The organism is Rhodococcus aerolatus (genome assembly GCF_054783215.1).
Genome location: NZ_BAAGQZ010000004.1, coordinates 79920 through 105388, shown reverse-complemented (window position 1 = coordinate 105388; position 25469 = coordinate 79920). Strand labels below are relative to the sequence as shown.

The window sequence follows — 25469 nt, the reverse complement described above, 5'->3', positions numbered from 1 at the left end:
GGACGAGGTCACCAGTACTCAGCTCGAGGTCCGGACCGCGTCAGGCCAGCTCGTCGTCCTGCAACCCCGCCGGTCAGTAACCGGTGCGACCGTCCACGGCCTCGCGCAGCAGGTCGACGTGGCCGAGGTGGCGCGCGTACTCCTCGACCAGGTGGGTCAGGATCCACCGGAGGTTGACCGGGTTGCCGTGGCGCCGACCTCGCACGGGCCCGTCGAGATCGGTCCAGGCGGCGGCGTTCGCGCGGGTGGTCACCAGCTCGGCCCGGTAGGTGGCGACGTCGGCGTCCGCGGTCGCCGCGGTGGCGTCGTCGAAGTCCCCGTCGCGGCTCGTGGAGGTGCAGTAGTGGTCGGGCACGTCCGCCTCGTCGAGCAGCACCACCCGCAGCCAGTAGGCCTCGACCTCGGTGAGGTGGCGCAGGACGCCGAGCAGGCTCAGCGTCGACGGCGGCAGCGGGCGGCGGGCCAGCTGCTCGGCGTCGAGGCCGGCGATCTTGTGCAGCAGCGTTCTCCGGTAGAAGTCGACCCAGTGGTCGAGGACCGCGCGCTCACCGCCGGTCATGGGCCCGCCGTCGCGGGTGTCGGGCTCGTCGGGCACGACGATCTCGCCGGGGTCCACCACGGCCGCAGTCTCGCAGCCGGCCGGTCCGGGGTCCGCGGCGTGGTCACCAGGACACCAGGTGGGTCCCGGGGCCACCCGACCGCGCTGACGTCCTGGTGATCACCGCAGCGGGGCCCCCGCGCGTGGACCCGGACGCCTGCTGCGGGCGCCCGCGGGGGCGACGGCCCGGCCCCCGCACCCCGCCTAGGCTGGAGCGGCACCCGGGGACGTCCTCGCCGGGTGGACGCCGAGCCCAGGAGACCCACCCGCATGACCACCCCGGAGACGACCGTCGCCAGCACCGGCGACGCCCCGGCCCACCGCTACACCGCGGCCCTGGCCGGGGAGGTCGAGGCCCGCTGGCAGCAGCGCTGGGCCGAGCAGCGCACGTTCGCCGCGGCCAACCCCGTCGGCCCGCTCGCGCCCACCGACGGCACGGCCGTCCCCGAGGACAAGCTCTTCGTGATGGACATGTTCCCGTACCCCTCGGGCGCGGGCCTGCACGTCGGGCACCCGCTCGGCTTCATCGCCACCGACGTCTACGCCCGCTACCACCGCATGACCGGGCGCAACGTCCTGCACACCATGGGGTTCGACTCCTTCGGCCTGCCCGCCGAGCAGTACGCCGTGCAGACGGGCACGCACCCGCGCACCACCACCGAGGCCAACATCGAGCGCTACCTGGCGCAGATCCGCCGCCTGGGCCTGGGCCACGACGAGCAGCGCCGCGTGGCCACCACCGACGTCGACTTCTACCGCTGGACGCAGTGGATCTTCCTGCAGATCCACGGGGCCTGGTTCGACGCCGAGGCCGGCCGCGCCCGGCCCGTCGCCGAGCTCGAGGCGGAGTACGCCGCCGGCACGCGCGCGACCCCCGACGGCCGGGACTGGGCCGCGCTGACCCGCGCCGAGCAGCGCGCCGCCGTCGACGCCCAGCGGCTGGTCTACCTCTCGGAGTCCCCGGTCAACTGGTGCCCGGGCCTGGGCACGGTGCTGGCCAACGAGGAGGTCACCGCCGACGGCCGCAGCGACCGCGGCAACTTCCCCGTCTTCCGACGCACGTTGCGGCAGTGGATGATGCGGATCACCGCCTACAACGACCGCCTCGTCGACGACCTCGACCTGCTGGACTGGCCCGAGAAGGTCAAGACCATGCAGCGCAACTGGATCGGGCGCTCGCGCGGCGCGCAGGTGAGCTTCGGCCCCGTCGAGGTGTTCACCACCCGGCCCGACACCCTCTTCGGCGCCACCTACGTGGTGCTGGCCCCCGAGCACGGCCTCGTCGAGCAGCTCACCGCCGACGCCTGGCCCGAGGGGACCGACGAGCGCTGGACCGGCGGTGCCGCCACCCCGGCCGAGGCCGTGGCCGCCTACCGGGCGCAGGTCGCCCGCAAGTCCGACCTGGAGCGGCAGGAGAACAAGGAGAAGACGGGCGTCTTCACCGGCGCCACCGTGGTCAACCCCGTCTCCGGCGAGGCCGTCCCGGTGTTCCTGGCCGACTACGTCCTCACCGGGTACGGCACCGGCGCGATCATGGCCGTGCCCGCGCACGACCAGCGCGACTGGGAGTTCGCCCGGGTGTTCGGCCTGCCGGTCGTCGAGGTCGTCTCCGGCGGCGATGTCACCCAGGCGGCGTGGACGGGGGACGGGGTGGCCGTGTCCTCGAGCGTGCCCGGGGGACTCAGCCTGGACGGGATGGGGGTCACCGAGGCGAAGGCCGCCGTCATCGCCCACCTCGAGGCCCAGGGCACGGGTACGGGCACCACCACCTACAAGCTGCGCGACTGGCTCTTCGCCCGGCAGCGCTACTGGGGCGAGCCGTTCCCGGTGGTCTTCGACGACGACGGCGCCCCGCACGCGCTGCCCGACTCCGCGCTGCCCGTGGAGCTGCCCGAGGTGGCCGACTACCAGGTGGTCAGCTTCGACCCCGACGACGCCGACTCCGAGCCCAGCCCGCCGCTGGCCAAGGCGAGCGAGTGGATCGACGTCGAGCTCGACCTGGGCGACGGCCTGCAGCACTACCGCCGCGACGCCAACGTCATGCCGCAGTGGGCGGGCAGCTCCTGGTACGAGCTGCGCTACCTCGACCCCACCAACACCGAGCGCTTCGTCGACCCCGCCAACGAGGCCTACTGGATGGGCCCGCGGGAGGACTTGCACGGCGCGTCCGACCCGGGCGGGGTGGACCTCTACGTCGGCGGCGTCGAGCACGCTGTGCTGCACCTGCTCTACGCCCGCTTCTGGCACAAGGTGCTCCACGACCTGGGCCACGTCAGCTCCTCGGAGCCGTTCCGCCGGCTGTACAACCAGGGCTACATCCAGGCCTACGCGTTCACCGACGCTCGCGGCGTGCACGTGCCCGCGGAGGAGGTCGTCGAGCGTGACGGCGCCTTCTTCTTCGAGGGCGCCGAGGTCACCCGCGAGTACGGCAAGATGGGGAAGAGCCTGCGCAACAGCGTCTCCCCCGACGAGATGTGCGCGCTCTACGGCGCGGACACCCTGCGCGTCTACGAGATGGCCATGGGCCCGCTCGACACCTCACGGCCGTGGGCGACCAAGGACGTCGTCGGCGCGCACCGCTTCCTGCAACGCCTCTGGCGCCTGGTCGTCGACGAGGCGACGGGCGCGCTGCGGGTGACCGACGACGAGCCCGACGACGCGACGCAGCGGGCCCTGCACCGCGCGATCGCGGGGGTGCACGCCGACTACGCGGCGCTGCGCGACAACACCGCGGTGGCCAAGCTCATCGAGCTGACCAACCACCTCACCAAGACCTGCCCGGACGGGGCGCCGCGGTCGGTCGTCGAGCCGCTCGTGCTCATGCTCGCCCCGCTGGCCCCCCACGTCGCCGAGGAGCTGTGGGCGCGGCTGGGCCACGGCGACGCCGACGGACGGGGCTCGCTGGCCCACGGCCCGTTCCCCACGGCCGACGAGCGCTGGCTGGTCGAGGAGACCGTCACCTACCCGGTGCAGGTGGGCGGCAAGGTCCGCGGCCGGGTGGACGTGGCGGCCGACGCGGACGCCGCCGCGGTGGAGGCCGCCGCCCTGGCCGACCCGGCGGTGGTGGCGTTCCTCGCCGGCCGCGAGCCCCGCAAGGTGATCGTCGTCCCGGGCCGGATGGTCAACCTGGTCGTGTAGACCCGGCCGGGACGCCTCCCCCGGGCGGGGCCGGTCTGGCAGCATCGTCGGCCACGTCGTGTCGTCGACCACGGGAGCCGGACGTGCGCTACAACCCACCCCCGACGTGGCCGCAGCCCCCGGCGGGCTGGCAGCCCCCGCCCGGCTGGGCACCCGACCCCTCCTGGGGGCCGCCGCCCCCGGGCTGGGCGCTCTGGGTCCCCGACGACGCAGCGCCGGCGGCGGGCCCGGGTGGGTACCCACCGCCCGCCGCGGCGCGGGGCGGGTACCCACCCCCCGGCCCCGGTGCCCCACCGCCACCGCCACCGCCACCGCCGCCGGGAACCGGGAAGGCCGTCGCGCTGGCGGCCGCGCTCGTCGTGGCCCTGCTCGTCGTCGTGGGGGGCCTGGTCCTGTACAGCCGCAGCGGGTCCGGGCCGTCGGTGGCGGGCAGCACCTCGGCCACCGCGACCAGCACCGCGCGCGCCACGACGCCGTCGCGCACCCGCTCCAGCAGCACCCCGCCCCCCACGACCACCACGACCTCGACGGGTGGGTCCGGCGCGCCGGACACCCTGGAGGGCGCGTTCCCCATGATCACCGCGGGCACGGAGACGTGCGGCGAGGTCCCGGTGGACCCGACCGAGCTGCAGGCGGGCACCGAGACCCCGCCGCAGCGGGCCGTCCGGTGCGCCTACGCCGGCTCGCCGGTGGACGGGGCGCTGTACCTCGTCTTCCCCACCGTCACCGACGCCACCGCGTTCCAGCTGCGGTCGCTGCCGGGCAGCAGCACCCGCACCTGGGGCCTCACCGAGGGCACGGAGGGGACCGAGGTCGACCACACCTCCCCGACGGGCGTGGTCGAGCAGGAGCTGTACTACGACGGCAGCCGCTACCTCGCCGTGGTGCGGGCGGGCCCGGGCACCGACGTCGAGCAGGTGTTCCAGTGGACGGTGCGGCAGAGCCGTGCCGCCGCGGACATGCCCGGCTGACTCGGGCAGGCTGACCCCCGTGACCGCTGCCGCGCGCCCGACCTACTCGCCGACCACCGCGCTCGTCGTCGTCGACGTCCAGCACGACTTCGCCGACCCCACCGGGGGCCTGAGCGTCACCGGGGGCGAGGACACCGTGCCCGCGGTCAACGCCGAGGTCGAGGCGGCCCGCGCCGCCGGCGCCCCCGTGCTCTACACCCAGGACTGGCACCCGGCCAGCACCCCGCACTTCGCCAAGGACGGCGGCACCTGGCCCGTGCACTGCGTGGCGGGCACGCCCGGGGCGGAGCTGCACCCCGACCTCGTGGTCGCCGGGCCGGTGGTGCGCAAGGGGACCGGCGGGGAGGACGGCTACTCCGGGTTCTCCCAGCGCGACCCCGGCACGGGCGAGGTCGCCCCCACCGGGCTCGACGACCTGCTTCGCGAGGCCGGGGCGACCGACGTCGTCGTGGTCGGCCTCGCGCTCGACGTGTGCGTCCTCGAGACGGCCCTCGACGCCCGCCGCCTCGGCTACGGCACCACGGTGCTGCGCGACGCGACCCGTCCCGTCGAGCTCACCGCGGGCGACGGGGAGCGCGCCGTGGCCCGGATGCAGGAGGCGGGCGTCGCGGTCGTCTGACGGGTCCGCCCGACGCGGCCGAGACGTCTCAGCGCAGGCCGGGCTGGTCCTCGGTGACGCGAACCCCGTCGACGACCTCCGGGCGGAACCGCTCGATGATCGCCATGAACTCGGTGCGCTCCGGTCCGGGCACGCCGAGGAAGGCCAGGGTGGCGTCGATCTCGGTCCACACCGCGTCGAACCCGGCGGTGTCGATGTGCAGGTGCTCGTGCCCGACGAGCATGTCGCGGCCCGGGTAGCACTTCGGCCCCCCGGCGGCCTCGATCGACCAGGCCGTGACCAGGAACTTGTACCCGGGGGCGTTGGCCGGGTCGCCGTGGTGGGCGTGGACGGCCTCGTTGGCGTTGACCCCGACGTTGGCGAACAGCCGGTCGACGAGCACGTCGACCGCGCCCGCGATGGCGTAGGTGCCGCCGAGCCGGTCGTAGAGGGAGCCGGGCGTGGCGTCGGCCGCGCCCTGGTCGTGGATCTCGGTCGCGGTCGGGTGCAGCTGGGTGTCGGTCACGGGTCCCCCTCCTCGGCGGCGGGCGGGCCCGCCACGGCGTGTGGTCCCCATCACAGTGCAGCCCGGCCGGGTGCGAGTCAAGAGTGCACAACCGATCACCTCAGCCGAAGTGCGCCTTGCTGATCGAGCCGTGCACCCCGACGGTCTTGTCCACCACCTGCGAGACGTGGAAGTCGGCCGCGGCGGAGAGGTAGGCGTAGGCCACCGCGCGGTCCATGCCGCGGTCGGTCTCGAGGAAGTCCAGCGCGTTGACCACCGCCCGGCGCAGGGAGACGCCCAGGTCGGACTGCTGGCCGCCGACGGAGCCGTCGGGGTCGGACAGCCCGATCGGCACCCACAGGTCGGCGGTCTCCGCGAACGGGTAGCGGTAGGCGACCGACGGGGCGTCCCCCGAGCCCGCCTTGCACACTGTCAGCCGGAACGTGCCGCGCAGCGAGCCCTCCATGGCCGTCAGCGCCACCTCGCCGTCGCCCATGCCCATGTGGGGGTCGCCGACGTAGAACAGCGCGCCCTCGGCGAAGACCGGCAGGTAGAAGGTGCTGCCCGGGCCGAGCAGGCCGATGTCGATGTTGCCGCCGCCCAGCGTCGGCGGCACCGAGTTCGCCTCCGGCGACGTCAGCCCCGGGGCGCTGGCGTAGGCCACGCCCATCATCCCGAGGAAGGGCTTGAGCGGGAAGCGCACCGACGCCTGCCCGTAGCGCATCACGCCCATCCCGTCCTCGACGGCGGTGAAGGTGCTGACGTTGCCGTAGCGCAGCGGGTCGCCCGTGCTGCGGCCGTCGGTGGTCACCGGGGGCATCACCTCGGCCAGGGTGAGGCCGTCCGGGGCGCCGCCGTCCTTCGTCCGGGCCAGGGCGCCCTTGCCGTGCCGGCTGGAGACGACCCCGTAGGGCACGCGGGGCACGGCTGCGAGGGTCTCGATCTTGAGCACGTCGCCGGGCTGCGCCCCCTCGACGAACACCGGTCCGGTGACCACGTGGGGGCCGTCGACGTCGAAGCTGCGCGGGGTGCGGGTGTACTCGGCGGCCACCGCGACCGCGTCGTCGAGGACGTCACCGCGGGCCACCCCCTGGCCGCCGAACCAGGCGACGGGGTCGCGGCCCTGGTCCTCGAGGATGCCCTCGTGGGAGAGGGCGTCGATGGTGATCGTCTCCCCCGAGCGCATCCGGGCCACGGGGGTGGCCGAGGTCGTCGGGACGTAGCCCCACAGCACCTCGTCGGGGTTCGAGGCCAGGTAGTGGTCGGCCGTCAGCTCCCCCGAGCCGGGCTGCAGGACGGCCCCGGACGTGCCCGCCGCCGCGGTCGACGCGGCCGTGGCCGAGGCCGTCGTGGTGGACCCGGAGGTGCCGGAGGAGCACGCGGCGACGCCCGCGCCCGCCCCCACCAGGGCGACGGCCCGCAGGAAGCTGCGCCGGGCGACGCCGCCGGGCGCGAGCGCGCCGGCAGGCAGGTCGCGGGCGAGCAGGGCGGCGGTGGCAGCGGTCGTGTCGCGGTCGCTCACGGGGGCTCCTCGGGTCGGCGGCGCGCCGCGGGGCGGCGCCGTCGGACCGTAGGGAGCCGGTGTGACGGAGGTGTGTCGGTGCCGTGTCGTGCGTCGGCGACCACGGTGGGTGACGAGGTGTGACCGCGGTCATGGCGGTCGTGAGCCCGGCTAGGTACTTTGGCCCGCGTGCTGCCGTCGCCCCGGGAGGGGTGGGGCGAGGGCACCGGGGCGCGCAGCCCGGTCGTGCACACCGCGACCGGGCGCCGCCGCCCAGGACGGTGGTCAGGACACCTTGGCCAGGTTGCGCACCGAGCGGTGCATGTCGCCCCGCAGCGCCCGGCGGACGACCGAGCTGACCGGCCCGCGCAGGATCCCGCCGCCGAACTCCGCGGCCATCGTCACGCTGCAGGAGTCCCCGGAGCCGCTCACCGTCATGTCCAGCGCGATCCTGACCCCGCCGCGGCCGCGGCCCGTGAGGCTGATGCGGGTGGGCTCGTCGTAGCGGGTGACGGTCCAGTCGATGCGGTTGCTGACGCCCACCATGGTGACCTTGGACGACACCTGCGTGCCCTGCTCGAGGTGGTCGGGCAGGGGTGAGAGCCAGCCGGCGTGGATCGTCATCCACTGCTCGAACCGGCCCAGGTCCGACGCTGCCGCCCACGCCTGCGCCGGGCTCATGGGCAGCTCCTCGGTGACGGTCAGCGACGCCACGTCGGCCTCCTGCGGGTCGTGGTCGGTGCCCTCATCGGGCCAGCGGCCGCAGGACGACCTCCGTCGGCTGCGCGTCGCGCGGCGTCTGCACGGCGGCCAGCACGGCGGCCGCCACCGTCTGGGGCGTGAGGAAGTCCTCGGCCCGGTAGGTGCCGCCCTCGTGCTCGACGACGGCCCGCTGCATGTCGGTGTCGATCCGGCCCGGGTGCACCGAGGTGACGCGCACGCCGTGGCCCACCTCCTCCTCGCGCAGCGCGTCCGTCAGCGCCCGCAGCGCGAACTTGCTCGCCGCGTAGGCGCCCCAGCCCGGCTTCGCGGACAGCCCGGCGCCCGAGTTGATCGCGACGACGTGCCCGCGCGCGGCGCGCAGCGCCGGCAGCAGCAGCCGGGTCAGCTCGGCGACGGCGACGACGTTGACCTCGAGGGTGCGGCGCCACAGGTCGGCCCCGCTCTCCTCGACCGTGCCCAGGTCGCCGACCCCGGCGCTGTGTACCAGCACGTCGAGGGACCCGATGCCCGCGCACGCCTGCGCCAGCGCGGCATCGTCGGTCAGCGGGGCCACGAACGCCCGGGCACCGGGGAGCCCGGCGCAGACCGCGTCCACCGCGTCCGCGTCGCGGCCGCCGACGAGCACGTCGTGGGTCGGGGCCAGCGCCTGCGCGACGGCCAGGCCCAGCCCGCGGGTCGCGCCGGTCACCAGCGCGGTGGGCCGCACGCTCACTCCCACTGGTAGGGGAGGAACTTGCCGTCGAACGTGACCACCACGCGGTCGCCCGCCGGGTCCGCGCGCCGCGCCACGTCAAGCCGGAAGTTGATGGCGCTCATGATGCCGTCGCCGAACTGCTCGTGGATCAGCTCCTTGATGGTGGGGCCGTAGACCGAGAGCGCCTCGTGGAAGCGGTACTCGGTGGGGTCCGTCGGCAGGCCCGGGGTGCCGCTGCCGCGCGAGGGCTGCTCGCGCAGCGCGGTGACGACGTCGCCCCCCAGCTCCAGCAGGTCCGCCGCGCGCCGCGCCTCGTCCTCGCTCATCGGGTGCTGGCCCAGCAGTGCGGCCGTCGTCCACGCGACGGGTCGGCCCACCGCCTCGGCGATGCTCGCCCAGGTCAGTCCGAGCTCGGTCCGGGCCGTCCGCACCTGGGCGGCGGCCTCCTGCTTCGTCGTCATGGGCCCATCGTGGTCGAGCGACCGTCGCCGCGCACCCCGCCGGGACGATCCGGGCACGGGGGCCTATTCCCGATCGGGGCACTTCCCACTCGCGGGCCCCTCGACGTGCGGACCCGGGGCGGGTCGAGAACTATCGGACGTGGACCGATGCACGGGTGCGCACGTCGCTGCGCCTCCCGCCGGTCCGACGACGTGTCCGACCCCCTGATCAGAAGGAGAGCCAGTGCCCACCACGGTCAACGCCTACGCCACCCCGGGCCCCAAGGAGCCGTTCGAGAAGACGACGATCGAGCGTCGCGACCTCAACCCCGAGGACGTCCGCATCGACATCGCCTTCGCCGGCATCTGCCACTCCGACATCCACACCGGTCGTGACGAGTGGGGCCAGGCGAACTACCCGCTGGTCCCCGGCCACGAGATCGCCGGCACCGTGTCCGAGGTCGGCAGCGCCGTGAAGAAGTACCAGGTCGGCGACCGCGTCGGCGTCGGCTGCATGGTGTCCTCCTGCGGCAAGTGCGAGTACTGCAAGGCCGGCGAGGAGCAGTTCTGCCTCGAGGGCAACGTCGGCACCTACGGCGGCATGCTCGACGGCAAGCCCACCGACGGCGGCTACTCCCAGCAGATCGTCGTCGACGAGAACTACGTGCTCGGCATCCCCGAGGGCATCGAGCTCGACGTGGCCGCCCCGCTGCTGTGCGCCGGGATCACCCTGTACTCGCCCCTGAACCACTGGGGTGCGGGCCCGGGCAAGAACGTCGCCATCGTCGGCATGGGCGGGCTCGGCCACATGGGCGTGCAGATCGCCGCCGCCATGGGCGCCGAGGTCACCGTGCTCTCGCAGACGCTCTCGAAGGAGGAGGACGGCAAGAAGTTCGGCGCCGACCACTACTACGCGACGTCGGACGACGAGACCTTCGAGAAGCTCGCCGGCACCTTCGACCTCATCGTCAACACGGTCTCCGCGACCCTGCCGATGGAGAAGTACCTGGGCCTGCTCAAGGCCCGCGGCGCGCTGGTCAGCGTGGGCGCCCCGGCCGACCCGCTCGAGGTGCCCGCCTTCGGCCTCATCGGTGGCGGCAAGATCTGGGCCGGCTCCATGATCGGGGGCATCCCCGAGACCCAGGAGATGCTGAACTTCTGCGCCGAGCACCACATCGGCGCGCAGATCGAGAAGATCGGCGCCGACGAGATCACCGACGCCTGGGACCGCGTCGTCGACTCCGACGTGCGCTACCGCTTCGTCATCGACACTGCGACGATGTCTGACTAGTCGCCGCTGCTCACGACGCCCCCGGCCTGCTGGCCGGGGGCGTCGTGGCGTCCGGGGCCCGGTGCGCCGCGCGGGACGCCTGCACCCACTCGATCGTCGCGACGGCCCCCTGGGGGCCCGGACGCACGATCGAGTGGGCCGGGACGACGCACGACCCCGTTCTGCGAGCCCGCGGGATGCGGTGAGCGGGCCGGTCAGGCCAGACCGATCGAGCGGTAGCGGGCGGCGCGGCGGGCCACGCGCGTCGCCGGGTCGGCCGCCAGCACCCAGGCCAGCTCGGCGGCGAGCGCCGTGCCCACCCGGCCGCAGAAGGCGCGCGGCTCGGCGGCGGCATCGGGGTGCTCGGGCAGCCGGCGGTCGACGATGCCGGCCGCGGCCAGCGACGCGGAGTCGATGCCCTGGGCCCGCGCCATCTCCGGGGCCCGGTCCGGCGTGCGGTGCACGATCGCGCTGGCCCCCTCGGGCGGCAACGGCGAGAGCCAGGCGTGCTGCGCGGCCAGCACCCGGTCGGCCGGGAGCAGCGCCAGCGCCGCACCCCCGCTGCCCTGGCCTAGCAGCAACGACACCGACGGTGCCCGCAGGGTGATGAGGTCGGCCAGGCAGCGCGCGATCTCCCCGGCCAGCCCGCCCTCCTCGGCCGCGGCCGAGAGCGCCGCCCCCGCCGTGTCGACCACCGTGAGCAGCGGCAGCCCCAGCTCCTCGGCCAGCCGCATCCCGCGGCGCGCGGTGCGCAGCGCGGCCGGGCCGAGGGGCTCGCGGGACTCCCGGGAGCGGTCCTGGCCCAGCACCACGCAGGGCACCCCGGTGCCGTCCGCACCCGTGAACCGGGCCAGGGCGAGCAGCAGCGTCGGGTCGGTCTCGCCCTGGGCGGTGCCGTTGAGCGGGGTCACCTCCGTCGCGGCGGTGCGGAGCAGCTCGCGCACCCCCGGGCGGGCCTCGTCCCGCGAGCGCAGCACGCACTCCCACGCGTCGACGGCCGGGACCTCCTCGGCGACCGGGGCCGCGGCGGGGCGGGGCACGGCGTCGACCCCCGTGAGCACGGCCAGCGCGCGGTCGAGGATCTCCGGGAGCTTGTCCGCGGGCAGCACCGCGTCGAGCAGGCCGTGGCGGCGCAGGTTCTCCGCCGTCTGCACCCCGGTGGGGAACGGCTCGTCGTAGAGCGCCTCGAACACCCGGGGCCCCAGGAAGCCGACGAGGGCCTTCGGCTCGGCCACGGTGACGTGCCCCAGCGAGCCCCAGGACGCGAACACCCCGCCGGTCGTGGGGTGGCGCAGGTGCACCAGGTAGGCGAGCCCGGCCGCCTTGTGCGCGGTGACGGCCGCGGAGATCTTCACCATCTGCAGGAACGCGACGGTGCCCTCGAACATGCGCGTGCCGCCGGAGGCGGTGGACGCGAGCAGCGGCAGCCGCTCGGCCGTCGCGCGCTCCACGGCGGTGACGAGCCGCTCGGCCGCGGCCACGCCGATGGAGCCGCCGAGGAACCCGAACTCGCACCCCACCACGGCGACGGGCCGGCCGCGCACGGTGCCCCGACCGGTGCGGACGGCCTCGTCGGTGCCGGTGCGCTCCCGGGCCCGGGCCAGCGCGGCGGCGTGGTCCTCGGTGGCGGGCACCGCCACGAGCGGGCCGTCCCAGGACTCGAACGAGCCCGGGTCGAGCACCGTGGCCAGCATGTCGGCCAGGTCGGGGTGGTCGGTCACGGAGCGGCTCAGCGCGAGTCGCGCCAGCGCACGGCCGCGGCGACCTCGTCGAGGTCGTAGTCGGGGCCCCCGGTGCCGACGGTGAACAGCGACGCCCCCGCGGCCACGAGCTCCTCGGCCGCGGCCGCCCCCTCCTTCGGGAACGCCACCGAGCGGGCGATGGTGGCCGGGTCGCGGCCCACGTCCGCGCAGTGCCCGGCGAGGATCTCCGACTTGCGCCGCAGCGTCTCCAGGTCGGCGAAGCAGTGCCAGACGTGCGCGTGCTGCGCGACCAGCCGCAGCGTCTTGCGCTCCCCGCCGCCGCCGATGAGGACGGGGATCTCGCGGGTCGGCGCCGGGTTGAGCGCGGCCAGGCGCGACTCGATGCGCGCCAGGTTCTCCCCCAGCAGGCGCAGCCGGGAGCCGGGGGTGCCGAAGTCGTAGCCGTACTGCTGGTAGTCCTTCTCGAACCAGCCGCCGCCGATGCCGAGGATGAGCCGGCCGCCGGAGATGTGGTCGACGGTGCGGGCCATGTCCGCGAGCAGGTCCGGGTTGCGGTAGCCGCCCCCGGAGACCAGGGCGCCGAGCTCCACCCGCTCGGTCTGCTCGGCCCAGGCGGCGAGCATCGTCCAGCACTCGAAGTGGGCGCCGTCGGCGTCGCCGTAGAGGGGGTAGAAGTGGTCCCAGTTGAAGACGACGTCGACCCCGAGGTCCTCGGCGCGGAGCACCGCGTCGCGGATCAGGCCGTAGTCCGGCGCGTGCTGGGGCTGGAGCTGGACGCCGATCTTCACGGGGTGCTCGAGGGCCATGGCCGGACGCTACCGCCTCCCCCGGGTGCGCCACGCGGCGTGACCCGGGCCTCGCCCCCGGCCCGCCCGCGTGCCTACGATCGCGCCGTGACCGAGGACAGCGCCGCGCCCCAGACCGACTCGACCACCGCCTTCGACTCCACCGGGGGCCCGCGGGAACGCTCGGGGTTCGACGAGCTGCTCGCCGACAACGAGCGCTACGCCGCCCGGTTCCACCTGCAGGGCCTGGCCGGCTTCGCCACCAGCGGTTTCGCCCTGGTCACCTGCATGGACAGCCGCATCGAGCCGCTGAGCATGCTCGGCCTCGTCCCGGGCGACGCGAAGATCATGCGCAACGCCGGGGGGCGGGTCACCGAGGACACGCTGCGCTCGCTGACCCTGGCCGCGCACAGCCTCGGGGTGCGGCGCATCGCGGTCATGCAGCACACCGACTGCGCGATGATGAAGTCGACCGACACGGAGGTGGGTGCCCGCATCGGCACCGCGCTGGGCCGCGACCCGGTCGACTTCACCTTCCGCACCATCGCCGACCCGGACGCCGACCTGGCCGCGGACGTCGCGCTGGTCCGGGACTTCGACCTGCTGCCCGCGGGCGTCGAGGTGGCCGGCTGGCGCTACGACGTCGAGACGGGCCGGGTGCTCGTCGTCGTGGACCCGACCACCACCGGCTAGGCCCCCGCCCGGACCCGCACCGCCCGGACCCGACGACGACGGCCCGCCCACCGCGCGGGTGGACGGGCCGTCGTCGTGCTGGGGGCGGTCAGCCGTTGATGAAGCCCTCGAGCTCGGTGCGGGCCTCGTCGTCGGGCAGCTGGCGCGGCGGGCTCTTCATCAGGTAGCTCGACGCGGCGAACACCGGGCCGCCGACGCCGCGGTCCTTGGCGATCTTGGCCGCGCGGACGGCGTCGATGATGATGCCGGCCGAGTTGGGGGAGTCCCAGACCTCGAGCTTGTACTCCAGGTTCAGCGGGACGTCGCCGAAGGCGCGACCCTCGAGGCGGACGTAGGCCCACTTGCGGTCGTCGAGCCACGCCACGTAGTCCGAGGGACCGATGTGGACGTTCTTGGCGCCCAGCTCGCGGTGCAGGTTCGAGGTGACGGCCTGGGTCTTGGAGATCTTCTTCGACTCCAGGCGGGTGCGCTCGAGCATGTTCTTGAAGTCCATGTTGCCGCCGACGTTGAGCTGCATGGTGCGGTCGAGCTGCACGCCGCGCTCCTCGAACAGCCGGGCCAGCACGCGGTGGGTGATGGTCGCGCCGACCTGGCTCTTGATGTCGTCGCCGACGATCGGCAGGCCCGCGTCCTCGAACTTCTTCGCCCAGACCGGGTCGGAGGCGATGAAGACGGGCAGCGCGTTGACGAAGGCGCAGCCCGCGTCGATGGCGCACTGGGCGTAGAACTTGGCCGCGTCCTCGGAGCCGACGGGCAGGTAGCAGACCACGACGTCGGCGCGGGCGTCCTTGAGCGCCTTGACCACGTCGACCGGGTCGGTGTCGTCCTCGGTGATCGTGTCGCGGTAGTAGGACCCGAGACCGTCGAGGGTGTTGCCGCGCTGGACGGTCACGCCGGTGGGCGGCACGTCGGCGATCTTGATGGTGTTGTTCTCGCTCGACCCGATCGCCTCGTTGAGGTCGAAGCCGACCTTCTTGGCGTCGACGTCGAAGGCGGCGACGAACTCGACGTCCTTGACGTGGTACGGGCCGAACTTGACGTGCATGAGCCCCGGCACGCGGGCCTCCGGGTCGGCGTCGGCGTAGTACACGACACCCTGCACGAGGGACGAGGCGCAGTTGCCCACGCCCACGATCGCCACGCGCACTGTGCCGCTGCTGTTCTCAGCCATTGCGGGCTTCTCCTTCATCTCCGGTGACGTCCGCGGGGGCGTCGGTGGCCGGTGTGGTGGTGGGTGGGGTGTCGACGTCGGTGTCGACGGGGACCCCGTCACCTCCCGGGGGCGGGGTGCTCCCGGGGGGTGGTGCCGTGTCGGGTGCGTCACCCTCGGCGGCGATGAGCTCGTTGAGCCAGCGGACCTCGCGCTCGCTGGTCTCGAGTCCGAGCCGGTGGAGCTGGTGGGTGTAGCGGTCGAGCGACTTGCTGGCCTTCGCCACCTGGGACCGCAGCCCCTCGCGTCGCTCCTCGACCTGGCGCCGCCTGCCCTCGAGGATGCGCATGCGCACCTCCGCGGGCGTGCGGCTGAAGAACGCCAGGTGCACGCCGAAGCCGTCGTCGGTGAAGGTCTGCGGGCCGGTGTCGGCCAGCAGGTCGACGAAGCGCTCCTTGCCCTCGACGGTGAGGTGGTAGACCCGCCGCGCGCGGCGACGGGTCCCGGTGCCCTCCGGGTCGGCGTCCTCGGAGATGAGGCCGTCGGCCTGCAGGCGCCGGAGCGTGGGGTAGAGCGAGCCGTACGAGAACGCGCGGAACGCGCCGAGGAGCCCGGTGAGCCGCTTGCGCAGCTCGTAGCCGTGCATCGGTGCCTCGTGCAGGAGCCCGAGGATGGCCATCTCCAGCACGGTCCACCTCCCCGACACCTGCGGGGCACCCGGACGGCACCCCACGCTCACCTGCGTGATGCAGAACGCCACTGTATCGCACCGATAGGTGTGCGCTACCTGGTGCCGTGCCACCCCGCCGGCGTGGCCCGCGGGGCCGGGGGTGGACGGGTCCCCGGCGCCCTGGACCGGGCCGAGGACCAAGCCGTGGTCAAGCGCAGACCAAGACCTGTACTACCGCAGCATCTTTGCGCGATCCTTGCGGGCGCGGTGGGCCACCGGGGGACGAGGATGGGGCGGCTGCGGACCCCGCGGCCCGCCACCCGCGTCCGCCGTGACGCCCGCACCGAGAGGCCCGCCGTGCCGGACGCCACCACCCCCCGCGAGACGGCGGCGACGCCCGGGTGCGACCTCGACCTCGCGCCCCGCGGGCCCGCGCCCCAGGTTCCCGAGCCGGTGGGCTACCGCATCAAGCGCCGCCTGCTGGGCCCAGCGCTGACCAACGACCAGCTGCACTCCGAGCGGCTGAACAAGACCGTCGCCCTGGGCGTGCTCGCCCCGGACTGCATCTCGAGCTCGGCCTACGGCTCCGAGCAGATCCTCATCGAGCTGCTGCCCTACGCGGCCATCGGCGCCTTCACCCTGCTGCTGCCGATCACCGGGGTGATCCTGGCCATCCTCGTGCTGCTCACCCTGTCCTACCGCCAGGTGGTCATGGTCTACACCCGCGCGGGCGGGTCCTACGTCGTCGCCCGGGAGAACTTCGGGCCCAAGGTCGCGCAGGTCGCGGCCGTGGCCCTGCTCATCGACTACGTGGTCACGGTGGCGGTGCAGTCGGCCGCAGGCACGGTCGCCGTGGTCTCCGCCGTCCCCGCGCTCGGCCCGTACAGCCTCGAGATCACCATCGGGGTGGTGCTGCTGCTGGCCTACGGCAACCTGCGCGGCATCAAGGAGGCGGGCAAGGCGTTCGCGCTGCCCACGTACCTCTTCGTCGCCGCCATGGCCGCCGTCATCGTCACCGGCGTGGTGCGGGCGCTGCTCGGCACGCTGCCCCAGGTCGACCCGGCCTCGCTCGAGGGCACGGTCCCGCTCGGGCAGGGCGGCGGGCTGGTCATGGGTGCGACCGTGCTGGTGCTGCTGCGGGCCTTCGCCAACGGCGGCAGCTCGCTGACGGGCCTGGAGGCCATCAGCAACGGCGTGGGCGCGTTCGAGAAGCCCGAGGGCCCGAACGCCCGCCGCGCGATGACGATCATGTCGCTGACCCTGGCGTTCCTCGTCGGCGGCGTCTCGCTGCTGGCCTACCTCACCCACGCCACGCCGTACGAGGCCGGCTACCCGTCGGTGATCAGCCAGGAGGCGCAGCTCGTCTTCGGTGACGGCGCCCTCGGCCACGTCCTGTTCATCGTGGTGCAGGCGGCGACCGCGCTGATCCTGTTCACCGGGGCCAACACCAGCTTCAACGGCTTCCCGTTCCTGGCCAGCTTCGTGGCCGAGGACGCGTTCCTGCCCCGCCAGCTGCGCCGCCGGGGGCACCGCCTGGTGTTCAGCAACGCCATCGTCCTGCTCACCGGCATCGCCGTCGTGCTGCTGCTCGTCACCGACGCGCAGGTCAACGCGCTCGTGCCGTTCTACGCGATCGGGGTCTTCACCGGCTTCACCATGGCCGGGCTCGGCATGGCCCGTCACCACCAGACCCGTCGGGAGGGCCGCTGGCGGGCGGGCATCGCGGTGAACGGCGCCGCGGGCCTCATCTCGGCGGTCGTCGTGGCCATCTTCGCGGTGGCCAAGTTCACCGAGGGGGCCTGGGCGGTCGTGGTCGTCTTCCCGGTGCTGGTCTACGCGCTGATCCGGCTCAACCGCGAGTACCGGGAGGAGGCGGCGGTGCTGCGCGACGAGACCGACGGCGACGCCGCGCGTGGCACCTACTCCCACCACGTGGCGCTGGTGTTCGTCGACACCCTCGACCTGGCCACCCTGGAGGCCATCCGGTACGGCCGCAGCCTGCGGCCGAGCAGCCTGCGCGCCGTGCACTTCGTGCTCGACTCCGCCCGGGCGCGGCTCATCGAGCAGGCGTGGGAGCGCAGCAACCTGCCGGTGCCGCTCGAGCTGGTCGACACCCCGGACCGCCGCCTGGGAGCGCGCGCGGTGGAGCTGGTGACCCGCGCCGGCGGCCCGCGGACCGAGGTCAGCGTGCTGCTGCCGCGGCGCACCTACGCCGGGGTGCTGGCCCGGGTGCTGCACGACCGGACCGCGGACCGCATCGCCCGGGTGGTCTCCCAGCTGCCGCACGCGGTCGCCATCATCGTGCCGTTCGACACCGAGCGGCGGCTCGCCACCTCCGCGGGCCGGGTGGCGCCGCTGGTGCCCGCCACCCGCGGCGACGGTGGCGACGGGGCTCCGCGGCGGGCCGGGGCCACCGCGGCGGGAGCGACGCTCGACCCCGACGTCGCCGAGCACGACGCCCCCGCGTCGCCGCCCGGGTCGTCGCCGGCGGGCCGGGTGCGCCGCGGCGTGGTCACCGTCACGGGCCGGGTGCGCACCACCCAGGTGGGCGTGGACCGTGACGCCCCCGTGTTCACCTGCGAGGTGGCCGACGACAGCGGCTCGGTCACCGCGCTGTTCCGGGGCCGCCGTGGCGTGCCGGGCCTGGAGCCGGGCGCCCTGGTGCGGCTGCGGGGCCGGGTCGGGGACCACGACGGCCGGGCGGTGATGGGCTCGCCGTCGGTGGAGCTGCTCGCCGACCCCGACACCGACCCCGACGACCCCGACACCGGCCCCGACGATCCCGACACCGGCCCCGCCGACCCCGACACCGACCCCGGCGCCGACCCCGGCACCGGCGGCGCGGGGGCCGACGCCGGGCCGGGCCGCACCCCCGCCGGCTAGCAGCCCCACCCGCCCGTCACGGGCCCGCACGTACCCTGTCGGTCGTGCAGCAGCAGCGTCAGGAGGTCGGCAGGCACGTCGTCGACCACGCCCTGCAGCGCCGCGCGCTCCTGGCCGAGGTGCACTCCGGGCGCCGCGGCGTCACCGAGGTGTGCGACGCCAGCCCCTACCTGCTGCGGGCGGCGACGTTCCACGGCCGGCCCAGCGCGGTCACCTGCCCGGTGTGCCGCAAGGAGCAGCTGACCCTGGTGTCGTGGGTGTTCGGCGAGCACCTGGGCCCGGTCGCGGGCTCCGCGCGCAGCCCGGAGGAGCTGGCCCGGCTGGCCGCGGTGCACGACGAGTTCGCGGTGCACACCGTCGAGGTCTGCCGCACCTGCAGCTGGAACCACCTCGTCCTGTCCTACGTCCTCGGCGCCCCCGTGGAGCCGGGAGGCCGGCCGCGCCGGCCCCGCGCCGCCGACCGCCGCACCGCAGGCGAGTGACACCGGGCGCCCCGCGCCCCACCCCGAGACCCTCCCGACCGAGCAGTCCCCGAACACCCAGGAGATCCCCCCGTGAGCGAGCCCACCCCGAGGACCCGCGCCGAGAGCCGTCGGGCGCGACGCACGCCCTCCCGTTGGCGCACCGTCCGCCGGAGCCTCTACGGCGTCGTCGCGTTCGTCATCATCTTCCCGGTGCTGGCCTTCGCGGTCGCCTACGTCTCGGTGGACGTCCCGCGCCCGGAGGACCTGCGCACCAACCAGGTGGCCACCATCCTCGCCGCCGACGGCACCAGCGTCATCGGCAAGGTCGTCCCGCCGGAGGGCAACCGCACCGACGTCCCCATCACGGCCATCCCCGAGCACGTGCGCAACGCGGTGCTCGCCGCCGAGGACCGCTCGTTCTACACCAACCCCGGCTTCTCGCTGACCGGCACCGCGCGCGCGACCCTGAACAACCTGCGCGGCCGCGACACCCAGGGCGGCTCGACCATCACCCAGCAGTACGTGAAGAACGCGCTCGTCGGCAGCGAGCAGACCCTGCTGCGCAAGATGGAGGAGCTGGTCGTCTCCACCAAGATGGCCCGCCAGTCCAGCAAGGACGAGATCCTCTCCGCCTACCTCAACACCATCTACTTCGGCCGCGGCGCGTACGGCATCGCCGCCGCCGCGCAGACCTACTTCGGCAAGCCCGTCGAGCAGCTGACCGTCGCCGAGGGCGCCGTGCTCGCCTCGTCCATCCAGAGCCCCAGCTACAACGACCCGGAGAACAACCCGCAGGTGGCGCTGGACCGCTGGGGGTTCGTCCTCGACGGGATGGTGAGCCAGGGGTGGCTGCCCGCCGCCGAGCGGGCCACCGAGACCTACCCGACGGTGCTGCCGCGCGCCGCGGCCAACGACGGCAGCGACGCGACGGGGCCGGAGGGCCTCATCCGCACCCAGGTGCTGCAGGAGCTGAGCACCTCGGGGATCAGCGAGCAGCAGCTCAACACCGAGGGCCTGCAGATCACCACCACGATCGACCCGAAGGCGCAGGCGGCCGCGGTCTCCTCGGCGCAGGAGGTGCTCACCGGCGAGCCGGGCAACCTCCGCAGCGCGGTCGTCTCGGTGGACCCGCGCTCCGGGGCGGTGCGCGCCTACTACGGCGGCAACGACGGCAACGGCTTCGACTACGCGTCCTCGACCAACCTGCAGCCCGGCTCGTCGTTCAAGGTGTTCGTCCTCGCCGCGGCCCTCCAGAAGGGGGTCGCGCTCAGCGACGTCTACGACGGGTCGTCCGGGCAGACCATCCAGGGCCAGCTGGTCAACAACTCCGACGGCGAGTCCTGCGGCAGCTGCACCGTCTCCCGCGCGCTGCTGCTCTCGATCAACACGATCTTCTACCAGATCACCGCCGACATCGGCCCCGACGCGGTGGCCGCGGCCGCGCACGCCGCCGGGGTGCCGACGACGTTCCCGGGCACGAACACCCCGACCCTGGTCAACCCGGACGGGTCGGGCCCGAACAACGGGATCGCGCTCGGCGCCTACGAGACCCGGCCGATCGACATGGCCGCGGCCTACTCGACCTTCGCCGCGCAGGGCCAGCAGCACCCGCCGTACTTCGTGCAGAAGGTCGTCACCGCCGACGGCACCGTCCTGCTCGACCGCGGCACGCCCGCGGGCACCCAGGCCTTCGAGCCGAACATCGCCAACAACGTCACCAAGGCGATGCAGCCCATCGCGTCCGCCTCGCGCAGCCACGGCCTGGCCGGGGGCCGGCCGTCGGCGGCGAAGACCGGCACCACCCAGCTCGGCGACACCGGCGAGAACCGCGACGCCTGGATGGTCGGCTTCACCCCGTCGCTGTCCACCGCGGTGTGGGTCGGCTCGCCCGACGGCACGGCCATCACCAACTCCTCGGGCTCGATCATCTACGGCTCGGGGCTGCCCGCGGACATCTGGAAGTCGACGATGGACGGTGCGCTCGACGGGACGCCGGACGAGGACTTCCCCGAGGCCGCCGCCATCGAGAGCACGCAGACCTACGTGCCGCAGACCACCCAGGCCCCGCGACGCACCACGCAGGCCCCGGTGACCACGCAGGCGCCCACCACGACGACGACGCAGGCCCCGCCGACGACCACCACCGAGGCCCCGCCCACGACGACGGAGCCGCCGGTGACGACGACCGCCCCGGGTGCCGGCGGGGGCGGCGGTGGCCGGCCCACGACCACCGCGCCGACCACCACGGCCCCGGCGGGCCCGGCGGGGCTCGTCCCCCCGATCCGGATCGGCTAGACGGGCCGTGGCACCCGGCGGCCCCGGGGCCGAGACCGAGGTGGTGTCCCCGGCGCGGCCGGCGCGCGACCGGCGCAGCCTGCGCCCCGGCGTGGACCGGGTCGCGCCCAGCCTCGCCGACCCCACCGTCGGGCAGGCAAGCTCGGTGGTGGGCGGACCGGTCGGGGCGCACGCCGTGGTGGGCCGCAGCCGGTTCCTGACGCCGCTGCGGGTCGTCCTCGCCCTCGCCGTGGTGTTCCTCGCGCTGGGCTGGTTCGGCAAGGCCGCCTGCCTGCAGCAGCAGCCGGGGCCCGGCGGGGTGCCCACCCTGGACTGGTCGAACGGCCGGCCCTACGTCGCGATGTGCTACTCCGACACCGTCCCGCTCTACTCCGCCGAGCGCCTCGACCAGGGCTCCCTGCCCTACAAGACGGCGTGGGTGGACGGCGTGGGCACGGCCGCGGAGCAGGTGCGCCACATGGAGTACCCGGTCGTCACCGGCTTCTACCAGTACGGCGCCATGCTGGTGGCCAAGGCCTGGTACGCCGGGGCGCAGGCCGGCCTGCTGCCCGGCGCGCTCGAGGTGGTCCTCTACTTCACGGTGGCCGCGCTGGGGCTCTCCGTGGCCTGGCTCGTCACGGTGTGGGCGGTGAGCCGGCTCTCGGGACGGCGGGTGTGGGACGCCGCGCTGGTCGCGGTCTCCCCGCTGGTGGCCGTGCACGTGTTCACCAACTTCGACGCCCTGGCCACCGCGGCCGCGACGGCCGGGATGCTGGCCTGGGCGCGCCGGCGGCCGGTGCTGGCCGGCGTGCTGCTGGGCCTGGGGGGCGCGGCCAAGCTGTACCCGCTGCTGCTGCTCGGACCGCTGCTGGTGCTGTGCCTGCGGACGGGGACGGTGCGCCCCTGGGTGCGGTCCGCCGTCGCGGCCGCGGCGGCGTGGCTGGTGGTGAACCTGCCGGTGGCGCTGGCCTTCCCGGCCGGGTGGGCGGAGTTCTTCCGGCTCAACTCCACCCGCGGGGCCGACCCGGACTCGCTCTACAACGTCGTCACCTCCTTCACCGGGTGGTCGGGCTTCGACGGCCCGCTGGCGGCCGGGCAGCCGCCGGCGGTGCTCAACGCGGTGACCCTGGTGCTGTTCGCGCTGGTGTGCGCGGCCGTCGCCTGGCTGGGGCTGCGGGCCCCCGTCCGGCCGCGGCTGGCGCAGCTGGCGTTCCTCGTGGTGGCCGGGTTCCTGCTCACCAACAAGGTGTGGAGCCCCCAGTACTCGCTGTGGCTGGTGCCGCTGGCGGTGCTGGCCGTGCCCCGGGTGCGGCTGCTGCTGGGGTGGATGTTCCTCGACGCCCTGGTGTGGGTGCCGCGGATGTTCTACTACCTGGGCGTGGACCGGAAGGGCCTGCCGGAGCAGTGGTTCACCGGCGCGGTGGTGCTGCGCGACCTCGCCGTCGTCGCGATCTGCGTGGTCGTGGTGCGCGAGGTGTGGCGGCCCGCGCGGGACCTGGTGCGCAGCGAGGGGGGCACCGCCGGCCCGGTGGACGACCCGGCGGGCGGCGTGCTCGACGGCGCTCCCGACGCACCCCCGTCGTGGCTGCCCGCGGCGCTGCGGCCCACCCCCGCCGGCCGGGCCCCGGACCCCGTGCCCGTCGGCTGAGCACCTCCTGAGCCGAGGGGGATCGACCCGGCTCAGCGCTGCAGGGCGGTGGCGAGGTCCTCGCGCAGGTCCTCGACGTCCTCGAGCCCCACCGAGAGCCGCACCACCGCGTCGGTCAGGCCGATGGCCGCGCGGCCCTCGGCGCCGAGCTTGCGGTGCGTCGTGGTGGCGGGGTGGGTGATGAGCGACTTCGCGTCGCCCAGGTTGTTGGAGATGTCGATGACCTCGAGCCGGTCGAGCACCTCGAACGCGCGGTCGCGGCCCGCGCCCGGCCCGCCGAGGGCGAACGTGAGGACCGTGCCGCCGCCGGACATCTGGGACCGGGCCAGCTCCACCTGCGGGTGGGAGTCGAGGAAGGGGTGCCGCACCCAGGCCACCTCGTCCTGCTGCTCCAGCCAGCGGCCCAGCTCGAGCGCGCCGGCGCAGGCGTGGCGCACCCGCATGGCCATCGTCTCCAGGCCCTTGAGCAGCACCCAGGCGCTGAACGGGCTCATCGCGGGCCCGGTGTGGCGCATCATCTCCTCCACCTGCCCGCGGATGAGCTCGCGGCGGCCCAGGACGGCCCCGCCCAGCACGCGGCCCTGCCCGTCGATGTGCTTGGTGGCGGAGTAGACCACCACGTCCACCCCGAGGTCGGTGGCCCGCTGCAGCACGGGGGTGGCGAAGACGTTGTCCAGCACCACCTGTGCGCCGGCGGCGTGGGCCAGCGCGGCGACGGCCGCGATGTCGACGACCTCCTGCATGGGGTTCGACGGCGTCTCGAAGAACACCGCGGCCGCGGGGGTGGCCAGGGCCCGCTCCCACTGCGCGAGGTCGGTGCCGTCGACGAACTCGGTGGTGACGCCGTAGCGGGGCAGGATCTCGTTGAGGATGGCGAAGCAGGAGCCGAACAGGCTGCGCGCGGCCACGATCCGGTCCCCCGCCCGCACCAGCGAGGCCAGCGCGGTCCACACCGCGGACATGCCGCTGGCGGTGGCGAAGCAGTCCTCGGTGCCCTCGAGCAGGCGCAGCCGCTCCTCGAACACGGCGACCGTCGGGTTGCCGTAGCGGGAGTAGACGAAGCGGTCGACGTCACCGGCGAACGCGGCCTCGGCGTCGGCGGCGCTGCCGTAGACGAAGCCGGAGGTGAGGAACAGCGCCTCGGAGTTCTCCTCGAACCCGGTGCGGTCCAGGCCACCCCGGACGGCGAGGGTGTCGGGCCGCAGCTCCCGGCGGCTCACGACTGGCGCCACGGCAGGCCGGCGGCCCGCCAGCCGGACCCGCCGCGGTGGTGCTGGGCGTCCAGCGCGCCCTCGAACCCGTCGGAGACGTTGTGCGCCCGCGGCATGCCCGCCTCGGTGGCGGCCCGCGCCGCGGCGACGGAGCGCTGCCCGGAGCGGCACAGGAACAGCACCGGGTGCTCGGTGTCGGTGGGCACCCCGGCCGCGGCCAGGTCGTCGAGGAAGCCCTCGTTGGGGCCGTCGGCGGTGTTCCACTCCACCAGCACGGGGTTGCGGCCCACCGGGGAGGTGTCGGGCACCCCGACGAACTGCCACTCCGCCTCGGTGCGGACGTCGACGAGCACCGCGTCGGGGTCGGACTCGAGCAGCGCCCACGCCTGCTGCGGGGTCAGGTCGCCCGCGTGGCCCCCGGACGCGCTCACCGCAGCTCCCCGCGCTCGTCGACGGCGGCCGCCAGCACCACGGCCTGCACCACCAGGGCGGTGCCGTCGGGGCCGGTGGTGACGGCCGGGTCGCCGTGCAGCCGGTACCCCTGGGCGAGCGCGGTGCTGACCTTCTCGCAGAAGGCGCTGTCGTCGGTGCCCGACAGCAGCCGGTAGGGCAGCGTCTCGGGCAGCGGCACCGCGGGGGTGCTCGTCGGCTGGTCGGTCACGGCGGGGCTCCTGGTGCGGCGCGGGTGGTGGTGGCGACCAGTGTGGCAACCCCGCCGACCGGGGTCGACGGCGAGGTGGGTGCCGGGCCGGGCGGGGCCCTCAGGCCGGGCGTAGCGCGGAGCGCAGGTGGGCGAGGTCGGCGGCCAGGCCCTCCGCGGGGGTCTCGCACACCACGGGGGCGTCGGCGGCCGCGCACACCGCGACCAGCGTCGCGGGGTCGATGGTCCCGTCGGCGAGGTTGGCGTGGCGGTCGCGGGCGGAGTCGAACTCGTCGCGCGAGCTGTTCAGGTGCACCAGGTCGACGCGGCCGGTGATCGCGCGCACCCGGTCCACCACGCCGACGAGGTCCTCGCCGCCCGCCCACGCGTGGCAGGTGTCGAGGACGAAGCCGACGTCGAACTCCCCGATCGCGTCCCACAGCCGGGCGAGGGCGTCGAAGCGGCGGGCCATGGCGTGCTCCCCGCCCGCGGTGTTCTCGACCCACACCGGCACCGCAAAGCCGCCGTCGGCGGCCTGGCGCTGGAACATCTTGCGCCAGTTCGCGACCCCCTCGGCCACGTCCTCGCCCTCGCGGACGTGGCCGCCGTGCACGACGAGCCCGCGGGCCCCCAGCTCGGCCGCGGCCTGCGCCTGCTGCAGCACCAGCTTGCGGCTGGGGATGCGGATGCGGTTGTTCAGGCTGGCGACGTTGATGACGTAGGAGGAGTGGACGACGACCTCGACGTCGGCGGCGCGCAGCTCGGCGGCCTGCGGGTGCGGCGCCGGCTTCGCCCACTTCTGCGGGTCGGTGACGAAGAGCTGGACCACCTCGGCCCCGAGCTCGGCGGCCGTGCCGACCGGGTCGGTGTCGTCACGGACGTGGGCACCGATGAGCATGGGCCCCAGGGT

Annotated in this window: 23 protein-coding genes; 9 read left to right on the top strand and 14 right to left on the bottom strand. The window is 74.6% G+C overall.

All coding sequences use genetic code 11. The annotated features are described in order from the left end of the window. Positions 1 to 73 precede the first annotated feature (73 nt). Positions 74 to 619, bottom strand: coding sequence for a DinB family protein (locus ACYVOF_RS02140; protein WP_460863836.1), 546 nt, complete (start codon positions 617 to 619; stop codon positions 74 to 76). Between the two features lie 249 nt (positions 620 to 868). Between ACYVOF_RS02140 and leuS the strand changes: the two genes are divergently transcribed. The 3 genes from leuS to ACYVOF_RS02125 all read left to right on the top strand — a co-directional run bounded on the left by leuS (position 869) and on the right by ACYVOF_RS02125 (position 5326). Further along, positions 869 to 3736 (top strand): leucine--tRNA ligase, encoded by a 2868-nt coding sequence (gene leuS, locus ACYVOF_RS02135; RefSeq protein ID WP_460863835.1) that lies wholly within the window; start codon positions 869 to 871, stop codon positions 3734 to 3736. Between the two features lie 359 nt (positions 3737 to 4095). Continuing rightward, positions 4096 to 4707, top strand: a complete 612-nt coding sequence (locus ACYVOF_RS02130; protein WP_460863833.1) for a hypothetical protein — start codon at positions 4096 to 4098, stop codon at positions 4705 to 4707. A 19-nt stretch (positions 4708 to 4726) separates the two neighbouring features. Continuing rightward, positions 4727 to 5326: an isochorismatase family protein gene (locus ACYVOF_RS02125; protein WP_460863831.1), complete on the top strand. Its 600-nt coding sequence runs from the start codon at positions 4727 to 4729 to the stop codon at positions 5324 to 5326. A 28-nt stretch (positions 5327 to 5354) separates the two neighbouring features. Here the strand turns inward: ACYVOF_RS02125 and ACYVOF_RS02120 are convergent, their stop codons facing one another. The 5 genes from ACYVOF_RS02120 to cynS all read right to left on the bottom strand — a co-directional run bounded on the left by ACYVOF_RS02120 (position 5355) and on the right by cynS (position 9189). Beyond that, complete coding sequence (locus ACYVOF_RS02120) at positions 5355 to 5831, bottom strand: group I truncated hemoglobin (protein WP_460863830.1); 477 nt, start codon at positions 5829 to 5831, stop codon at positions 5355 to 5357. Positions 5832 to 5931: 100 nt separating this feature from the next. Beyond that, complete coding sequence (locus tag ACYVOF_RS02115) at positions 5932 to 7296, bottom strand: acetamidase/formamidase family protein (RefSeq protein WP_460864092.1); 1365 nt, start codon at positions 7294 to 7296, stop codon at positions 5932 to 5934. Positions 7297 to 7596: 300 nt separating this feature from the next. After that, positions 7597 to 8025: a type II toxin-antitoxin system Rv0910 family toxin gene (locus tag ACYVOF_RS02110; protein WP_460863828.1), complete on the bottom strand. Its 429-nt coding sequence runs from the start codon at positions 8023 to 8025 to the stop codon at positions 7597 to 7599. 31 nt (positions 8026 to 8056) lie between these two features. Further along, positions 8057 to 8740: an SDR family oxidoreductase gene (locus ACYVOF_RS02105; protein WP_460864091.1), complete on the bottom strand. Its 684-nt coding sequence runs from the start codon at positions 8738 to 8740 to the stop codon at positions 8057 to 8059. 2 nt (positions 8741 to 8742) lie between these two features. Beyond that, positions 8743 to 9189 carry a cyanase gene (gene cynS, locus ACYVOF_RS02100; protein ID WP_460863826.1) on the bottom strand — a complete coding sequence of 149 codons (447 nt, stop codon included), beginning with the start codon at positions 9187 to 9189 and terminating at the stop codon, positions 8743 to 8745. Between the two features lie 223 nt (positions 9190 to 9412). On the opposite strand from cynS, the gene ACYVOF_RS02095 reads away from it, so the two are divergent. Further along, positions 9413 to 10459, top strand: coding sequence for an NAD(P)-dependent alcohol dehydrogenase (locus ACYVOF_RS02095; protein WP_460863824.1), 1047 nt, complete (start codon positions 9413 to 9415; stop codon positions 10457 to 10459). Positions 10460 to 10653: 194 nt separating this feature from the next. Here the strand turns inward: ACYVOF_RS02095 and ACYVOF_RS02090 are convergent, their stop codons facing one another. Both ACYVOF_RS02090 and ACYVOF_RS02085 read right to left on the bottom strand, forming a co-directional pair. Continuing rightward, positions 10654 to 12132, bottom strand: a complete 1479-nt coding sequence (locus ACYVOF_RS02090) for a carboxyl transferase domain-containing protein (RefSeq protein ID WP_460864090.1) — start codon at positions 12130 to 12132, stop codon at positions 10654 to 10656. Positions 12133 to 12167: 35 nt separating this feature from the next. After that, positions 12168 to 12947: an LLM class F420-dependent oxidoreductase gene (locus ACYVOF_RS02085; protein ID WP_460863822.1), complete on the bottom strand. Its 780-nt coding sequence runs from the start codon at positions 12945 to 12947 to the stop codon at positions 12168 to 12170. An 87-nt stretch (positions 12948 to 13034) separates the two neighbouring features. Between ACYVOF_RS02085 and ACYVOF_RS02080 the strand changes: the two genes are divergently transcribed. Further along, on the top strand, positions 13035 to 13619 hold the full coding sequence (locus ACYVOF_RS02080; protein ID WP_460863821.1) for a beta-class carbonic anhydrase: 585 nt from the start codon (positions 13035 to 13037) through the stop codon (positions 13617 to 13619). 88 nt (positions 13620 to 13707) lie between these two features. Here the strand turns inward: ACYVOF_RS02080 and ACYVOF_RS02075 are convergent, their stop codons facing one another. Both ACYVOF_RS02075 and ACYVOF_RS02070 read right to left on the bottom strand, forming a co-directional pair. Further along, complete coding sequence (locus tag ACYVOF_RS02075) at positions 13708 to 14790, bottom strand: inositol-3-phosphate synthase (protein ID WP_460863819.1); 1083 nt, start codon at positions 14788 to 14790, stop codon at positions 13708 to 13710. Next, positions 14783 to 15457: a PadR family transcriptional regulator gene (locus ACYVOF_RS02070; RefSeq protein ID WP_460863817.1), complete on the bottom strand. Its 675-nt coding sequence runs from the start codon at positions 15455 to 15457 to the stop codon at positions 14783 to 14785. The genes ACYVOF_RS02075 and ACYVOF_RS02070 overlap by 8 nt, the downstream gene beginning before the upstream one ends. A 435-nt stretch (positions 15458 to 15892) precedes the next feature. On the opposite strand from ACYVOF_RS02070, the gene ACYVOF_RS02065 reads away from it, so the two are divergent. From ACYVOF_RS02065 to ACYVOF_RS02050, 4 genes are all read left to right on the top strand, one after another. Further along, positions 15893 to 18322, top strand: a complete 2430-nt coding sequence (locus ACYVOF_RS02065) for an amino acid permease (RefSeq protein WP_460864089.1) — start codon at positions 15893 to 15895, stop codon at positions 18320 to 18322. A 44-nt stretch (positions 18323 to 18366) separates the two neighbouring features. Continuing rightward, positions 18367 to 18804 carry a DUF5318 family protein gene (locus ACYVOF_RS02060; protein ID WP_460863815.1) on the top strand — a complete coding sequence of 146 codons (438 nt, stop codon included), beginning with the start codon at positions 18367 to 18369 and terminating at the stop codon, positions 18802 to 18804. A gap of 72 nt (positions 18805 to 18876) precedes the next feature. Beyond that, on the top strand, positions 18877 to 21081 hold the full coding sequence (locus ACYVOF_RS02055) for a transglycosylase domain-containing protein (protein WP_460863814.1): 2205 nt from the start codon (positions 18877 to 18879) through the stop codon (positions 21079 to 21081). Between the two features lie 7 nt (positions 21082 to 21088). Continuing rightward, the gene (locus ACYVOF_RS02050) at positions 21089 to 22708 is read left to right on the top strand and encodes a glycosyltransferase family 87 protein (protein ID WP_460863811.1); all 1620 of its coding nucleotides are present in this window, start codon (positions 21089 to 21091) and stop codon (positions 22706 to 22708) included. A 32-nt stretch (positions 22709 to 22740) separates the two neighbouring features. On the opposite strand, the gene ACYVOF_RS02045 is transcribed toward ACYVOF_RS02050, so the two are convergent. The 4 genes from ACYVOF_RS02045 to ACYVOF_RS02030 all read right to left on the bottom strand — a co-directional run bounded on the left by ACYVOF_RS02045 (position 22741) and on the right by ACYVOF_RS02030 (position 25457). Then, on the bottom strand, positions 22741 to 23961 hold the full coding sequence (locus ACYVOF_RS02045; protein WP_460864088.1) for an O-succinylhomoserine sulfhydrylase: 1221 nt from the start codon (positions 23959 to 23961) through the stop codon (positions 22741 to 22743). Continuing rightward, entirely contained in the window at positions 23925 to 24350 is a 426-nt protein-coding gene (locus ACYVOF_RS02040) for a rhodanese-like domain-containing protein (protein WP_460863810.1), read from the bottom strand. The genes ACYVOF_RS02045 and ACYVOF_RS02040 overlap by 37 nt, the downstream gene beginning before the upstream one ends. Then, entirely contained in the window at positions 24347 to 24580 is a 234-nt protein-coding gene (locus tag ACYVOF_RS02035; RefSeq protein ID WP_460863808.1) for a DUF1737 domain-containing protein, read from the bottom strand. The genes ACYVOF_RS02040 and ACYVOF_RS02035 overlap by 4 nt, the downstream gene beginning before the upstream one ends. Before the next feature lie 100 nt (positions 24581 to 24680). Continuing rightward, the gene (locus ACYVOF_RS02030) at positions 24681 to 25457 is read right to left on the bottom strand and encodes a deoxyribonuclease IV (protein WP_460863806.1); all 777 of its coding nucleotides are present in this window, start codon (positions 25455 to 25457) and stop codon (positions 24681 to 24683) included. Positions 25458 to 25469: the final 12 nt, after the last annotated feature.

Coding starts and splice junctions, on each gene's coding strand:
- leuS (WP_460863835.1), top strand. CDS start 869: ATGACCACCCCGGAGACGACCGTCGCCAGCACCGGCGACGCCCCGGCC.
- cynS (WP_460863826.1), bottom strand. CDS start 9,189: ATGACGACGAAGCAGGAGGCCGCCGCCCAGGTGCGGACGGCCCGGACC.
- ACYVOF_RS02090 (WP_460864090.1), bottom strand. CDS start 12,132: ATGCTGGCCACGGTGCTCGACCCGGGCTCGTTCGAGTCCTGGGACGGC.
- ACYVOF_RS02085 (WP_460863822.1), bottom strand. CDS start 12,947: ATGGCCCTCGAGCACCCCGTGAAGATCGGCGTCCAGCTCCAGCCCCAG.
- ACYVOF_RS02075 (WP_460863819.1), bottom strand. CDS start 14,790: ATGGCTGAGAACAGCAGCGGCACAGTGCGCGTGGCGATCGTGGGCGTG.
- ACYVOF_RS02030 (WP_460863806.1), bottom strand. CDS start 25,457: ATGCTCATCGGTGCCCACGTCCGTGACGACACCGACCCGGTCGGCACG.